Genomic DNA, 14,968 nt, shown 5'->3' with positions numbered 1-14,968 from the left:
GACAGGGAATTGGCGGGCAAGTTCAGTCGGGATGGCAGGTGATCAATACCCCCGTTGGGAGGCCGCCCCGGATGACCCGGCGCTATTTGTGGTATGGGTGTCCCGCCAACAGGGTCCACGCCCGGTACAGCTGCTCAGCCAACAAAACCCGCACGAGCGGGTGCGGCAGGGTCAGCGCCGACAGGGACCATTTCTGGTTGGCCCGCGCCACGCAATCCGGGGACAGGCCATCGGGACCGCCGATCAGCAGGCAGACGTTGTCGCCAGACATCTGCCAGTCCGCCAGTTCCCGCGACAGCTGCTCGGTACTCCAGGACTTGCCCTTCACCTCCAGTGCAACCACGTGTTCCCGCGGATTGATGGCAGCGAGCATCGCCTCGCCCTCTTTCTGACGGGCCTTTTCCACCAGAGCCGCGGAATTCTTCTGGCCGCGATTACCCAGGGGCACCTCGACCATTTCCAGCGTCAGTTCCCGCGGCAGGCGCTTGGCATACTCGTTGTAGCCGTCCTGTACCCACGCGGGCATCTTTCCGCCTGCGGCGATGATTCGGATCTTCATGAACGGGACGTCACTAACCGGAGCCTACGCACAGTTCGCCCTCAGCTTTCGTGGGGATCACTGCCGTCGGCGTTGTCGCGGGTGTTGGGGGTCATCGACCAGAGCTTTTCGAGGTCATAGAAACCGCGGGTCTCCGCCTGCATCACGTGCACCACGACATCGCCATAGTCCACCAGCACCCACTCGCCCTGCTCCGTACCTTCGACGCCGATGGGGCGAATACCGGCTTTTTTACCGTCATCCACCACATTTTCGGCAAGAGATTTAACCTGGCGGCTGGAGGTACCCGTGCAGATGATCAGGGTATCCATCACGTCGCTGAGTTCTGACACATCCAGCGAGACGATGTCCTTACCCTTGAGGTCTTCCAGTGCGTTTACGGCAATTGATTTGATATCAGTCATAACACCTGTATCTGGAGCCTTGGCTCCTATTGATTTCCGCTCTTGTAGAGCTGATGAGTTTGAATATATTCCAGCACCCGCTGCGGCAGTAAATACTGCGGCGAACGGCCACTTTCGATCAGGCTGCGAATACCCGTAGCGGATATCGGCAGCAGAGTCTGTTCCCTTACCAGTATGCGACCGGCGGCCCGTTGTTGCAGGTCACCGATATCGCCACGATGGTTCGCCAGCAGCTCAGCCACCTCCCCCTGCGCGGGAAACTGCCAGCCCGGGCGGGCAACCACCACAAGGTGCGCCAGTTCAATCAGGCGCTCCCAACGGTGCCAGCCGGGAAGCCCCAGCAGGGAATCCAGTCCCATGCAAAAGCTGATGGAAACCCCCTCGCCCAGCTCCGCACGGAGCTCTTCGAGGGTATCCACGGTATAGGTGGGCCCGGCGCGCAACAGTTCGCGCTGGTCGAGCTGCAATGCCGGGCAATCTGCCAACGCGAGCGCCAGCATGTCGCGCCGGGCTTCTGCGGTAACTCCGGGCGCCGCCCGGTGCACCGGCTGATGCGACGGCAGCAGGCGCATTTCCTCAAAGCCCAGTACTTCCTTCAGCTCCAGCGCCATGCGCAGGTGGCCAAAATGCACCGGGTTAAAGGTGCCGCCGAACAGGGCGATGGTTTTCATCCGCGAATATGTCCGTCCCCGAACACAATCCACTTCTGCGAGGTCAATCCCTCGAGCCCTACCGGGCCGCGCGCGTGGATTTTGTCGGTGCTGATACCGATTTCCGCGCCCAGACCGTACTCGAATCCGTCTGCAAAACGGGTGGAGGCATTGACCATTACCGAGCTGGAATCCACTTCGGCCATAAAGCGCCGCGCGCGGGTGTAATTCTCGGTGACGATGGACTCGGTATGCCCCGAGCTGTAGCGGGCAATGTGATCCATGGCCGCATCCATATCCGCGACCACGCGAATCGCCAGCACCGGCGCCAGGTATTCGGTAGCCCAGTCTTCGTCTGTGGCGGGCAGAGCCGCAGGCAGAATCTCGCAGGTCCTGTCGCAACCGCGCAGTTCTACGCCCTTCTCAGCATAGGCTTCTGCCAGCCGGGGCAGGAATTCCGCAGCCACGGCTTCCGCCACCAGCAGGGTTTCCATGGCGTTGCACACACCGTAGCGGTGGGTTTTCGCGTTGAGCGCAATATTGAATGCCTTTTCAGGATCTGCGCGGTCGTCCAGGTAAACATGGCAGATACCGTCCAGATGCTTGATCACCGGCACCCGCGCTTCGCGGCTGATGCGTTCGATCAGCCCCTTGCCGCCGCGGGGCACGATCACGTCCACATATTCCGGCATGGAGATCAGTGCACCTACCGCCGCGCGGTCGGTGGTACCCACCACCTGCACCGCCGTTTCCGGCAGACCTGCCTTTTTCAGGCCCGCGGAAATGCAGGCGGCAATGGCGCCGTTGGAGTGCAGCGCTTCACTGCCGCCGCGCAGAATGGTGGCGTTGCCGGATTTCAGGCACAGGCTGGCGGCGTCGATGGTCACATTGGGGCGGGATTCGTAAATGATCCCCACCACGCCCAGGGGCACGCGCATTTTGCCCACCTGGATTCCACTCGGGCGGTACTTGAGGTCCGAGATTTCACCCACCGGGTCCGGCAATTCTGCAATCTGGTTCAGGCCCTCGATCATGCCGTCGATACGCGCTTCGGTCAGCTCCAGGCGGTCCAGTAGCGCGGCGTCGAGACCGTTGTCACGGCCGTTCTGCATGTCGATTGCGTTGGCCGCCGCCAGCTGCGGTCGCTGGGCGTCCAGCTCGGCGGCAATGGCCTTGAGAGCGTCGTTTTTGGTGCCGGTGTCTGCTCGCGCCATCAGGCGGGCAGCAGCGCGCGCGGCGCGGCCCATGGCCTGCATTTTCGCTTCGGTAGAGTCCTGTTCGACCTCGGTGGCACTGACACTATTCACTGCAATCCTCCATGCATTTCACGCAAAATCCGGGGCACCCCCTCAAAATGGCCGCGCAGTATACCGCAACCGGGCCCGGAAAAGCCGACAGTACCGGTTATTCCCTGGCAACCCCCTGTTTCCCACCCAGCTTCTGATGAAGATAGGCGATTCCCAGCAGCGCCAGACCCATGCCCATAAACGACGCCACACGCAGCAGCCCTTCAAGCCCGGACATATCCACCAGGAACAGCTTCACGATCACCAGCGCCAGCACGGCCATTCCGCCCTGATAGCAGCTGCGCGATCCGCGCCAGCTGCCAAACAGGATCCCGGCTACCGCCAGCAACAGCCACACCGCAGAGTAGGTGTACAACTCTCCGGTAGGCGTTGGTACATCCAGGCGGATGGTGCCCTGCCACAGATGACGCACTTCCAGTGACACCCACACAAATCCGGCCACCGCGGCCACCAGGGTCGCAAGGCGACGCACACCCGGCAGATAGAACCGACCCACCAGCAGGGCGAGCAGCGCGGCGCCGGCGAAAGCAGGCAGCAGCATATTCCACAGCGGCCGCCCGCCGATGGCGTGCCATACCCAGGGCTCGCTCGTGGCCACGGAAAACAGGATTGCCAGGTAGTTGACCAGACCCGCCAGCACCAGCAGGCGCCCATAACCGTCGTACCAGCGCGCGAAGCTGCCCGCCACCCGTGCCTTGCGGTAGTAGATCAGGCCCAGCCCGGTAAACAGCCACATATTGACCACCGCCTCGGTAAAGCTGAATTCCGCGGCAAACGCATTACCGCCGTAGAGCCAGTAGCGGCACTCGGCCCAGAGCGCGAGTACCAGCAGGTGCAGCGCTGCGGCCTCCGCCCAGGCGGCGAGGGACTGCTGGTTCCGCCTCAGGATCAGTGTGGCCAGCCAAGCACACAGGGCGGAGCCGCCATAGGTCCACAGGGACCAGTGGGTATCGTCGCCATAGGTGAGCAGCCAGGGATTCAGGGTGAGACGCGCAACCACCAGCAGCAACACCGCTTTCAACAACCAGCCGAGCGCCGGCACCTCAAAGCGCCGGATCACCCACGCCAGGGAGACGGCCTGCAGCGCCAGCGCCAGGGTAAGGCTCGCCTGCTCCAGCCACAGGCACACGGCGAGGCTGTAGGCAAAGTGCGCGGCGATAAACAGCCACACCACCATCCCCCTGTGCCACTGATGCAGGGCCCCGCGGCTCCCCAGATACATGAACGCGGCACCAAACACTGCCGCGTACAGGCACCACCAGTACACCGGCAGATAATCACCGGCGAGCACATAGCCGGTAAGCAGGGACAGCAGCGGCGCCATCACTGACAGCGACGCCCACCAGTAGCGGGCCAGTCCCTGGCGATAGTTATATAGCGCAAGACCGCCGAACAGCGCCGCCGTCGCCAGCAAGTAGAGCAGGAAGCCGCCCTGCTGCTCCGCCGGCAGTGGCGACAGGGCAACGGGTGACCCACCCCACTGGTCAAGTCGCGCGCCCAGCCAGGCCACCAGTTGCCCGAGCATCAGAGCCCAGGGCACCAGCGCGAGACTGGCGCGCTGGCGGGCGGCAACCAGTACCACCAGTGCCAGCGGACTCCACGCCCAGATCGCCCCGGGGTGGAATCCTTCACGCAGGATCGACAGACACTGGGCGGCGGCCAGCACCAGCAGGCTGGGCAGGATCAGGGCAGAGATTCTTGCCACGGGCTTCTCTCCAGCCTTCTCTCCAGTCTCCTGCTCTGTCTCTGCCGGGGTTTTCCACAGCAACCAGTTTCCGGGGACCACCGCCAGCAGCGCGTAGGCCAGCAACGCCAGATAGACACCGCGCCAGTGGTCGGCCTGATGTCCGAGCAGGGAAAGCAGCCACCAGGCCAGGGCGCCGGCCAGCATGCCCAGCCACAGCCAGCTGCGGAACACATAGCGGAGCAGGAACAGTACCGACACCGAAATAATCAGGGCGTAAATCATGGCGCCCAGAACATTGCCACCGCCAGTGGATACCAGCGCTGGCACCGAGTAGGCGCCGAGCATGCCGATCGCCGCCAGCACCGGCCCGTGCAGACGGGCCAGCCACATGGTGATCATCGCCACCACCGCGAGTAGCCCAAATGCCAGCCCCGGCTCCATAAAGTGGTAGAGGTGCAGAGCGGACAGTACCGCGGCGAATGCGGTAATGGCGCCGCCTCCGGCAAGTGCAGCGAACACCGGGTGACTGCCACCGGTCCTGCGCCGCAGCACTTCGGAAGCAATGTACAGTGCGCCGGCGGTAATCAGTCCCATGGCCACGCGCACCCGCGGCCCGAGCAACCCCTGCTCGATCCCGTAGCGGGCGAGAAAAATACCCGACAGGGCGACACAGGTTCCGCCCAGCCACACCATCCAGTTTTGCTGTATGCGGCTCCACAACTGTGCCCGCGCCGCGGCCACTTCCGGGCTGCCACCCCGGGGGCTCGGCGTTGGCGAATGCGCGACGCGAGCCTGCTGCACGGGACGGGACGCGTACCTGGCGGCTACCGGGGGAGTGCGCTGTTCCGCAGCCTGGCTGTCTGCAGAGGAACCCGGCCCCGGAACGTCACTGGCGTTATCGGTGGGTGAAGCGGGCACATCGGGGATGCCGGCAGGAGGCGTCTTGCTGGCAGGCTCTCGCGCAATGGTGGTGCGAGGCGCATCGCGCAATTCTTCCAACATCGCGCGCAGACGACGCACTTCCCCGCGCAGGCTTTTGACCTCGGCGAATGCAAATATCCCCATGAATGCGCCGACCACCACGGTGAGGATCAACAGCACACCGAGCAACACAAAGTTATCCATAACTCTCCAGAAAGCGATTTATTGTTTTTGCTGTTTATTCTTGTTTACCAGGGGACGCCTATTCCGCGCCGCCCGGTTATTGTTTTGCCCAGCGATCCAGGTTGGCGGCAATACTGGCCAGCCGTTCCAGCGGATCGTGGCTGGCCAGCAGCTCCACCCGCGCGGCATCGTCCAGCGGCAACAGCTGCGCCAGCTGCCAGGACAACGCCTCGGCGCTTTCCACCGGTGCGAATTTGAGCGCCAGGGTGGCGGCGTGCTGTTTCAATTCGTTCAGCACCGCCAGCAGGCCGTCACAGCTTTCCGGCACCGGGTGGGACTCCTCGTCCGGCAGCCACTCCACATCGGCCATCAGCAGTCCGTCCTCCTCGGCAAAGGTCTCCAGTACCCGGAAGCGCGACTCCCCGGCCACATCGATATGCAGCAGCCCCTCTTCCCCCTGGCTCCAGTCGACAATGCGCACATACAACCCCAGCGGCCACACTTCCGCCGGACCCACCTCGCGGCCGTTGCGGATCAACACGACGCCGAAACCGGTATCGGTCTTCAGGGATTCGGTCACCAGCCGCAGGTAGCGCTGCTCGAAGATACGCAGCGGCAACGTCACCCCGGGAAACAGGGCCATATTGAGCGGGAACAGGGGAATCAACGACAAAATTTTGGCTCGCTTGCTGCTCTAGAGGATTCTGGGCGGCGCGGGGCGCCACCCAGCGGAAGGAAACAAAGATACCACTGGTATTCCTGCCACAAGGATAATCTCCCGCACATAAAACAAAAAATTGCGCCAGCTGTTCTATGCTCAAAGCAATACGCGAATGCGAATCGAGAGGTACTCCCATGCGCTGGCGTCAGGGTCGCAGAAGTTCGAATGTGGAAGATCGTCGTGGGGAAAGATCTCCCGGCGGCGGCGGCGGTATGGGGGGATTGGGCAATCTGCTGGCCCTGGCTCCCCTGCTGTTGCGCAGCAAAAAAGGCTGGCTGATTCTGCTGGCACTGGGGGCGCTTTACTATTTTGGCGGCAACCTGTTCAGCGGTATGCAGAGCACCGAGTCCCCCAGCCTGGGCCCGGATGCCCAGACGGCGCCAGGGGTAGCCCCGGACGATGAGGTGGCGCAATTCGTTTCCGTGGTTCTGGCAGATACGGAGGACACCTGGGGAAACCTTTTCCAACAGGCTGGCTCCCAGTACCTGACACCGAAGCTGGTGCTGTATACCGATGCGGTGCGCTCGGCCTGTGGCCTGAGCTCGGCGGCGGTAGGCCCCTTCTACTGTCCCGGAGACCAGAAGGTGTATCTGGACCTGAGCTTTATGAATGAGCTGAAAAAGCTCGGCGCGCCCGGCGACTTTGCATTTGCCTATGTGATCGCCCATGAGGTCGGGCACCATGTGCAGAACCTGATGGGAACATCGGAAAAAGTGCAGCAGGCGCGGATGCGCGCGGACAAGGTGACGTCAAACCGGCTCTCGGTGATGCTGGAATTACAGGCGGACTGTTACGCGGGCGTGTGGGCTTTTTACGCGCACCGCGACCGCAACATGCTGGAGCCCGGTGATATCGAGGAAGGGCTGCGCGCTGCCGCAGCGGTCGGCGACGACCATCTGCAACGCCGCGCCGGCCGCGCAGTATCCCCGGATGCTTTCACCCACGGCAGCGCCGAACAGCGCGCCTACTGGTTCAAGCAAGGTTTCACCAGCGGCGATGTCAACAAGTGCAATACGTTTGCAGCACTGTCCGGACAATAGCCTCTAGTGATTGCTCTGAAACAGTTACCGTGGCGACACCGCTACCGGGGTCTTCGCATTAGGCAATGTGACTTAAACACCATCGTGAACTGGCTCGCCGGATCAGAACCCACTAAGCTTGCCGCTCACAAACTTACTCAACAAAAGTTCAGGGAGACTCCCGTGCCAAAAGCAACAGCCCGCCACATTCTCGTAGAAAGCGAAGCCCAGTGTCAGGATCTGAAAAAGCAGATTGAAGACGGCGCAGATTTCGGAAAGATTGCCCAGCAATATTCCAAGTGCCCCTCCGGCCGCAACGGCGGCGATCTGGGTGAGTTCAGCCAGGGTCAGATGGTGCCGGAATTCGATAAAGTGGTATTCAACGATGAGTTGAACAAGGTACACGGCCCGGTAAAAACCCAGTTTGGTTATCACCTGCTGGAAGTGACCAGCCGGAAGGATTGATGAAGCTGCCCCACAAATTCCCGTCGAATAAGGTGAGGTAGGTAGAAGCTAATACAAGGTGCTAGGGCAAGTATTTCGAACCGTCGTCGCCATGGATGGCGGCGCCGGAGCGTACAGGGATGTATGCACAACGATTCGAAATACTTGCACCAGCACCTTGGCGCCACCGAGGTACCTTACAGGGCTCCCAGACAGGGCTCCCAGACCTGGATCAGGGAGCCACTACTTTAGTTCACTCTGCGCTGGTCTCAGCCTGCCACTCGAACAGGTTCAGCTCGATAAAGAAGAAGGCAACGAGCCACAGGAAAGCGTCCCAGAAATCCAGGAAGCTGCCATTGATACCCCAGTAAACGGCGCACAGTAGCAGGGTGAAGTACAGCAGGCCCTTGATGACCTGGGAATAACGCATGATGGAATCGGACAGCTGATGGCGCAGCTGCAGCCATACATCGAATGCCAGGATCGCGACCACCAGCAGCCAGGCACCAGCATTGATCACATCCACCCACGCCAGCCACTGAATTTCACGCCACACCGCCGCATCACCGAGTACCTGGGCATCGGCCAGGCGCAGCAAATGGGTATCCGCCAGTGAGCCGCAGTTCGCCGCGGTCAGTGCCACATAGTCGTCCTGCTCCAGCACCATCGACCAGCCACCGCTGTTGGCGAGGTCACAGGCAGAACCGGCTACCGGCAACAGATGGGTCAGAGAGACCATCTCCGAGACGTAGCCGTAAAACGAGTAGACGATAAAGACGTAACAGAAAGCGGATACCGCGTTCAGCACCCATTTGGTACTGCCCTTGATCTTTTCATCGGACAGCACCCAGGTTTCCAGCTCGAACACCAGCAGTAACAGCACCCAGGCCAGGGTATCGATGGAGTCGTTGTAGGCTTCGATGATTTTGCCGAAGCTGACGCCATCGGCGAACACCGTGCCCGCCGCCGCCTGGTTTTCCATGAAAAACGCGTAGACGTTGTATGTGAGCAGGCAGTAGACGGTGTACTTGAAGATCTTGAACAGCGTATATCGGTTAAACGGTATTCCGGCCAAAGAAACCACCTCAGACATTGGCGACGCCCCCAGTTAGCGTGATTATTTTTCGGTTGCTGCTATTATCAAACGTGAGATACGCCAATATCGAATAATTATTCGGTTTTTGCAACCTTGAACACGAATCAGCCGGTACCCAGCGGCAGGGGAACCGGCGTGGTGGAACGGGATTGTGCCGCGGGAAGCTCGTCGGAAAGCTGGGAATCCCCCTCTGGCGGCATCTCAGCGCCGTTGGATTCCGACAGTTCTCCTGCCTGCGCCGCCTGACGTACCGCCTCTGCCGCCTTTTCCTGCTCTCTCTGCGCCACCGCACTCTGCCCCTCGCGACCGGCAGCGCCGTCGTCAAACAGCTTGTCGAAGCGCACTTTCGGATCCGTCCACTCGCCATCGATGCGATAACTGACGCTCGCCACCCGATCCACCTGCTTCTTGAACACCTTACTGATCAGGTACACCCCGGCAGCAGCGGGCAGGCCACCGGCCAGAGCCGCTACAAATGCCAGGTTGTTGCCCACAGGCAAGGTAGCCACCAGGGTGAGATTGAGGTCTTCGCGCTGGAGATTCACCCGGCCGGCCATCTGCAGCTCACTGGTTGGGCCTTCCACCTGAATCGGCACGGCAATCAGCAACTCCCCATCCCCCTCGAAATACACTTCCCCGTGCACCCGGTCGAAGGTCAGGCCACTTTGCACCAGATCGGAGAAATCCAGACGCAGACGGCGTGCCCAGGTGTCGAAGTTGAACAGGGACAGCAAACGCAGCAGGGAGGTGCCCGCGTTGTCGCTGGCACGCATAAAGCGGCCGTTACGGATATCGATGCGAATCTCGCCGTTGAGGCTGTTGGGGCTGACCATGGCGGGAGACCCCTGCCAGCGCAGAGCAGTATCAAACACCGCACTGCTGCTTTCGATGGCGGCTTCCTGCCCCCAGGCCTGCAGCACCTTGCCGAGGTTATCGCCGCGCAGGCGACCGATAAACTGGGAGGACTCCCGACCGTCGCTGTCGCGCATCCACATCAATTGTGCGCCGAGACGATTCTCCCCTTCCCCGCGGCTATCGATCTGGATTCCGCGCAGTGTTCCCTTGATTTCACTCACTACCAGGCGCTGCTCCGAGGGGCGCAACTGGAAGGACCAGGGCCCCATGCGCTCTTCCCCCAGCCACAGCGCTTCGGTGCTGAAATCCACACTCGGCAAGCTGGCAAAATCAAATCCCTTCCAGCGATCCTGAAGTTCGGCGGTCAGTGTATCCGCACCCTCACCAGCCTCTTCACCGGCAGCTTCTTCCTGTCCCCCCTGGTCTTTCCCCTTCAGCGCAGGCAGGCGCAGGTGGGCAAGTTTCAGCTGCAGCGGTGTCGCCGCGTTGAGCGTGCCGGCGAGTTCGCCCGCCGCGGTCTCGCTGTCGAAATCCAGCTGCCAGTCGGCCCCCAGGCCGCGTCCGCGCACGTGAATATTCTCGATGCTGGTGGCTTCGGATACCTGTAACAGATCGGTACTGAGATCCAGGGTAATCGGCAGCGGCGATGCCTCTTCCCGCGCGCTGTCGACAACATCCTGCGCCACCTGCCCCTGTGCGGAGGTGTCCCCGGTATAGATTGCCAGCGCATCTTTCCACGGCTGCAGTTCCACCCGAGACAGGTCGCCGATCACGGAGATTCCCGGTGCATCCGGCAGTCTGGCCCCGGCATTCAGGGCAATCGAGGCGCGTTCCAGCTGGCCATCGACCTGCCATAATTGGCCCTGCAGATGCTCCCCGTAGCTGAGGTGGTACAGATTGCCCTGTTCGCCGATAGGGACCCGCAACACGAAACGGGATTTCTCGCCCGCGGGCTTCGCCAGTGGCGCCGGCAGGTTTACGGCCACCTGCTGCAGGTCCGAAGACAACTCCAGCACCGCCGCATAGGGCTTTTCCTTGGATGGTGCGGGAATGGTGACCCGGGCGGTGTAGTCCAGACTGCCGTCCAGCCACTGCAATTCCGGGCGTCCACTCCACTCGCCGATACTCTCGGTCACCGCCTCGCCGTGAATCACTACCTGGGTATCCCGCGCATCTCCTTCACCCAGATGCTGGATGGACGCCCGTAAGGGTTTGCCCCACAGCTGTCCACGGAATCTGGAGCCTTTGAGGCCATCGCGACTGTGGTAGCGCACATTGCCATTGAGCTGTTCGATATCCAGTTTTAGGTTCTGCAGCGACAGGCTGGCACCAGAGAGGGCCAGGTCGATCTGCTGGCTGGGTTCAAAATCCGCGCCGCCCAGGGGCTGACTCAGTTGCAGCTTGCCCTGCATGGCTCCGTCCAATGCCCAGCTGTCAAAGGCATTGCCGAGGCGGTCGCGCAGCGGGGATTCACGCAGGATTTTCAGGCCATCCGCTGCCGGGCCCGCGAGCTGGGCGCGCACATCCAGGCGGGAACCGGTAGTCTCGGGAGATAGGTGCACCGACACATTTGCCCCATCCACATTCCACAGCCTTGCCTTGGGGGCCATCACCAGCACATCGCGATCGTTGACACTGAGGTGCCCATCGACATGCTCGGCCGCCGGCCAGTCCGGTGCGTATTTGAGGCTGCCATCGCGGATATCCGCCTGTAACTGCACCGTTTGGCGGTTGTCGTGCTGCCCCAGCGCCAACAGGGCCGCGTCATCACCCTCGCGATAGCTGTATCCGCGGTAAATAAAGCCAGCGGTGGGAATCTTGCCGTTATTGCGCTTGCCGACACTCTGGTTCAACCAGTCGCGCAGGTCGTCGCCCACCACCGTCGGCACCAGATTGCGCTGCTCCTCCACTGCCACATTGCGCAATCCCAGCGCGAGCGTGAAATCTGCTGCACGCGTGTGTGGTGAGAGCGGAATCTGTAACAGGAACTGGCCGCGGAAGTCGCCGGCCGCGGGAATGGCTTTGCTTGCGGATTCCGCTACTGCGTCCAGTAGCAGCGGCCCCGAATAGATGGAAACCGTGTTGTGATCGCGATCAATATCCCAGGCGACGGTGCCGCGCGCGGCACCGAAGGAAAACGGTGCATCGTAGAGCAGCGGGAAATGCGCGCTGAAACCGGCATCGCTGGCGAGCTCAACTCGTCCGCCGCGACCATTCAGCGACAGGTAGCCATTCACCCCGGTAACTGCCGGCGCACCGCGGTGTGCACCTGCATCCACATTGTGCAGGTTGGCGGCAACGGACACCTCGCCATCGATACGCGCCAGGCGCACGTTCTGCAACTCACCGGTTGGCTCCAGCGCCCTGAGCCACTCGTCGGCTTTATCCGGCATCAGCTCCAGCACCCGCAGCACGCGGTGCCAGGCCTGCAGTTCTATCTGGTCTACCGCGAGCTGCAGGTCGCCGTGCTGGTCGCCACTGGCCTGCAGATTGACATCGGGCACCTCGAGTTGCTGCCAGTTGAGCCCCAACTCCTGCAGCACCAGCTCCCAGGAGTCCCCGGGGCGCCAGCGCCCGGAAATATTGCTGGACAGGGCATTGAGGGTTTCCAGGGCACCTTTTTTCGGCGCCTGCGGCTCCTGCTCCAGCTCGGTCGCCGTCATCTGCGCAAGACTCAGGTCGCCGCGCAGGCTGTAGCCGGTCTGCGCATCCGAGCTCAGCCACAGTCGCCCACCGGCAAGCTTGCGCCCCGGCCAGTAGAGTTTTTCCGGCAGCGGCGACAACTGGTACAACAGGCCAACGAGGTCCGCATCGACCAGCAGCTCGTTCAGCTGCACGTAGCCCTTGAGGGTGAATTCTTCACTGTCGCGAGGGTTGCCGCGGCCCTCAAGCACCAGGTGCAGGCTCTCCTCACCGCTGTGCAGGCTCTCCATGGCACCGGTGACAAAGGCGCGGGCAACCAGGCGATGGAAGTCACCGCTGTTCTCCAGCTGGATCTCGCGCAGGTCGACGTTGGCAGACTGCCCGTCGGTCAGGGTCAGGCCGATACTGGCATCACGCACCAGCACCTTCGGACCCAGTTGGAAAATGCGGGCGGGATCGCCCAGGCGCGGCCCCACCTCACCGGTCTGCGGGTGTTTCTCCACCGCCCCGGACACCAGCGGGAAGCCCTGTACCTGCCAGCCCCCCTCTGCGCGCTGCTCCAGTTGCGCGGAAAAACCGTCGACTTCCAGGTTTTTCCAGATCAGCTCGCGATTCCAGATACTCGACAGCAGATCCAGGTGAAACAGGCCACGCTGCAGGCGTACCTGCCCTTCGCCGCCGATTTTCAGGCCGTCGATCTGCAGTGCCACTTCCAGCGCCTGCCAGCGCAAAGAGATATGTTCCAGACGCACCGGTGCGCCCAGGCGCTCGGAGAGCCAGGCGCCGATTTCCGGGCTGTATTTGCCCACCTGGGGAGACAGGATACGTCCGGTCTGGACCACGATGGCCAGAGAGATCACCAGCACCACAACCAGCAGCCAGAACTTGCGGGCAAACCAGCGCAACCACAGCATCAGGAGAACCTCCCGGGGCCGTGACAGCACAGGCTATGGTCGCCGCTCGCGGCAACTGTGGTGAACTCACACCAGTACAATGTCGTACTGCTCCTGGTTGTAGATGGGCTCGACCTGGAACTGGATCGGGCGCGCGATAAATTCTTCGAGGTCCGCCACATTGGCGGACTCCTCGTCCAACAGCAGGTCGATCACCACCTGGCTGGCCAGTACCATGATCTTCTCGCTGTCGTAGGCGCGGGCCTCGCGGATAATCTCCCTGAAGATTTCATAGCACACCGTCTCTGCGGTTTTCAGGGTGCCGCGACCGGCGCATACCGAACAGGGCTCGCACAGCATCTGGCCGAGGGATTCGCGGGTACGCTTGCGCGTCATTTCCACAAGCCCCAGCTCGGACACCCCAGTGATACTGCTCTTGGCGTGATCCCGCTCCAGCGCCTTCTCCAGGGTACGCAACACCTGACGCTGGTGTTCCGTGTCCTGCATATCGATAAAATCGATGATGATGATGCCACCCAGGTTGCGCAGGCGCAGCTGGCGCGCAATCGCAGTGGCCGCCTCCAGGTTGGTCTTGAAGATGGTTTCCTCGAGGTTGCGATGGCCGACAAACGCACCGGTGTTCACATCGATGGTGCTCATGGCCTCGGTCTGCTCGACTATTAGGTAGCCACCGGATTTCAGCGTTACCTTGTTCTGCAGCGCCTTGCGGATCTCCTCCTCGACGCCGTACAGGTCGAACAGCGGTCTTTCGCCCGGATAGTGCTCTATCCGGGGCGCGATTTCCGGGGCGTACTTGCTGGTGAACTTGGCGGCGCGGCCGTGGGCCTCGCGGGAGTCGATCCGGATTTTCTCGGTATGGGGGCGCGCCAGGTCGCGCAGTGCGCGCATGAACAACGGCAAGTCTTCGTAGATGATCGCCGGCTCTTTCGCAGTCTTGATGCGCTGCTCCAGCTCGATCCACAACTTGTACAGGAACGGGATATCCCGCAGCAGCTCCTCTTCGCTCACCCCTTCGGCCACGGTGCGCAGAATAAAGCCGCCGTCACCACTGTGACCTTCCTCGGCCAGCTTGGCGGATGCCAGATCCACCAGATCGCGCAGGCGGTCGCGCTCGGATTCGTCCTCGATACGGTTGGAGATGCCGATATGACGGGTCTGCGGCATATACACCAGGTAGCGGGCAGACACCGACAGATGGGTAGTCAGGCGCGCGCCCTTGCTGGAGATGGGGTCTTTCACCACCTGCACCACCAGGGACTGCCCCTCCCGCACCAGTGCGCGGATATCCGCCACCTCACCCTCGCGGGACTCCATCCCGTCTTCATCCAGTGGCGCAATATCCGAGGCGTGGATAAACCCCGCCCGCTCCAGGCCGATATCCACAAACGCCGCCTGCATGCCCGGCAGCACGCGCACCACCTTGCCCTTGTAGATATTGCCGACAATGCCGCGACTGGCACTGCGCTCCAGATAGACTTCCTGCAGCACACCGTTTTCCACCAGCGCTACGCGGGTTTCCATTGGTGCCACATTGATGAGTAACTCTTCGCTCACTGGACGTAACT

At 61.9% G+C, this 14,968-nt stretch carries 11 protein-coding genes; 2 read left to right on the top strand and 9 right to left on the bottom strand.

Annotated elements, in window-relative coordinates; genetic code table 11:
* Window positions 1-82: 82 nt before the first annotated feature.
* From rlmH to HUW35_RS11235, 6 genes are all read right to left on the bottom strand, one after another.
* Entirely contained in the window at window positions 83-559 is a 477-nt protein-coding gene (gene rlmH / locus HUW35_RS11260; protein ID WP_181252424.1) for a 23S rRNA (pseudouridine(1915)-N(3))-methyltransferase RlmH, read from the bottom strand.
* Window positions 560-600: 41 nt separating this feature from the next.
* Window positions 601-963: a ribosome silencing factor gene (rsfS, locus tag HUW35_RS11255; RefSeq protein ID WP_078084347.1), complete on the bottom strand. Its 363-nt coding sequence runs from the start codon at window positions 961-963 to the stop codon at window positions 601-603.
* A gap of 26 nt (window positions 964-989) precedes the next feature.
* Window positions 990-1,634: a nicotinate-nucleotide adenylyltransferase gene (gene nadD / locus HUW35_RS11250; RefSeq protein ID WP_181252423.1), complete on the bottom strand. Its 645-nt coding sequence runs from the start codon at window positions 1,632-1,634 to the stop codon at window positions 990-992.
* Complete coding sequence (locus HUW35_RS11245) at window positions 1,631-2,920, bottom strand: glutamate-5-semialdehyde dehydrogenase (RefSeq protein WP_181252422.1); 1,290 nt, start codon at window positions 2,918-2,920, stop codon at window positions 1,631-1,633. The genes nadD and HUW35_RS11245 overlap by 4 nt, the downstream gene beginning before the upstream one ends.
* A gap of 97 nt (window positions 2,921-3,017) precedes the next feature.
* The gene (locus HUW35_RS11240; protein ID WP_181252421.1) at window positions 3,018-5,732 is read right to left on the bottom strand and encodes a DUF2339 domain-containing protein; all 2,715 of its coding nucleotides are present in this window, start codon (window positions 5,730-5,732) and stop codon (window positions 3,018-3,020) included.
* A gap of 76 nt (window positions 5,733-5,808) precedes the next feature.
* Window positions 5,809-6,384: an LON peptidase substrate-binding domain-containing protein gene (locus tag HUW35_RS11235; RefSeq protein ID WP_181252420.1), complete on the bottom strand. Its 576-nt coding sequence runs from the start codon at window positions 6,382-6,384 to the stop codon at window positions 5,809-5,811.
* Window positions 6,385-6,566: 182 nt separating this feature from the next.
* On the opposite strand from HUW35_RS11235, the gene HUW35_RS11230 reads away from it, so the two are divergent.
* Both HUW35_RS11230 and HUW35_RS11225 read left to right on the top strand, forming a co-directional pair.
* Window positions 6,567-7,472, top strand: coding sequence for a neutral zinc metallopeptidase (locus tag HUW35_RS11230; protein WP_181252419.1), 906 nt, complete (start codon window positions 6,567-6,569; stop codon window positions 7,470-7,472).
* Window positions 7,473-7,634: 162 nt separating this feature from the next.
* A complete protein-coding gene (locus HUW35_RS11225) occupies window positions 7,635-7,916 on the top strand; it encodes a peptidylprolyl isomerase (protein WP_181252418.1) in 282 nt (93 codons plus the stop codon).
* Window positions 7,917-8,148: 232 nt separating this feature from the next.
* Here HUW35_RS11225 and HUW35_RS11220 read toward each other — a convergent pair whose 3' ends face one another.
* The 3 genes from HUW35_RS11220 to rng form a co-directional block, all read right to left on the bottom strand.
* On the bottom strand, window positions 8,149-8,988 hold the full coding sequence (locus HUW35_RS11220) for a hypothetical protein (RefSeq protein ID WP_181252417.1): 840 nt from the start codon (window positions 8,986-8,988) through the stop codon (window positions 8,149-8,151).
* Between the two features lie 107 nt (window positions 8,989-9,095).
* The gene (locus tag HUW35_RS11215) at window positions 9,096-13,403 is read right to left on the bottom strand and encodes a YhdP family protein (RefSeq protein ID WP_181252416.1); all 4,308 of its coding nucleotides are present in this window, start codon (window positions 13,401-13,403) and stop codon (window positions 9,096-9,098) included.
* Between the two features lie 66 nt (window positions 13,404-13,469).
* Window positions 13,470-14,957 (bottom strand): ribonuclease G, encoded by a 1,488-nt coding sequence (gene rng / locus HUW35_RS11210; RefSeq protein WP_181252415.1) that lies wholly within the window; start codon window positions 14,955-14,957, stop codon window positions 13,470-13,472.
* Window positions 14,958-14,968: the final 11 nt, after the last annotated feature.

Origin of the sequence: Microbulbifer sp. YPW1 (assembly GCF_013367775.1) — a bacterium.
Lineage (GTDB): Bacteria > Pseudomonadota > Gammaproteobacteria > Pseudomonadales > Cellvibrionaceae > Microbulbifer.
The sequence above is the reverse complement of the archived record's forward strand: the minus strand, read 5'-3'. Positions and strand labels throughout refer to the sequence as shown.

Bases quoted from the DNA above. Each gene is read 5' to 3' on its own strand.
- nadD (WP_181252423.1), bottom strand. From the start codon at position 1,634: ATGAAAACCATCGCCCTGTTCGGCGGCACCTTTAACCCGGTGCATTTT.
- HUW35_RS11240 (WP_181252421.1), bottom strand. From the start codon at position 5,732: ATGGATAACTTTGTGTTGCTCGGTGTGCTGTTGATCCTCACCGTGGTG.
- HUW35_RS11215 (WP_181252416.1), bottom strand. From the start codon at position 13,403: ATGCTGTGGTTGCGCTGGTTTGCCCGCAAGTTCTGGCTGCTGGTTGTG.
- rsfS (WP_078084347.1), bottom strand. From the start codon at position 963: ATGACTGATATCAAATCAATTGCCGTAAACGCACTGGAAGACCTCAAG.
- HUW35_RS11230 (WP_181252419.1), top strand. From the start codon at position 6,567: ATGCGCTGGCGTCAGGGTCGCAGAAGTTCGAATGTGGAAGATCGTCGT.
- HUW35_RS11220 (WP_181252417.1), bottom strand. From the start codon at position 8,988: ATGTCTGAGGTGGTTTCTTTGGCCGGAATACCGTTTAACCGATATACG.
- rlmH (WP_181252424.1), bottom strand. From the start codon at position 559: ATGAAGATCCGAATCATCGCCGCAGGCGGAAAGATGCCCGCGTGGGTA.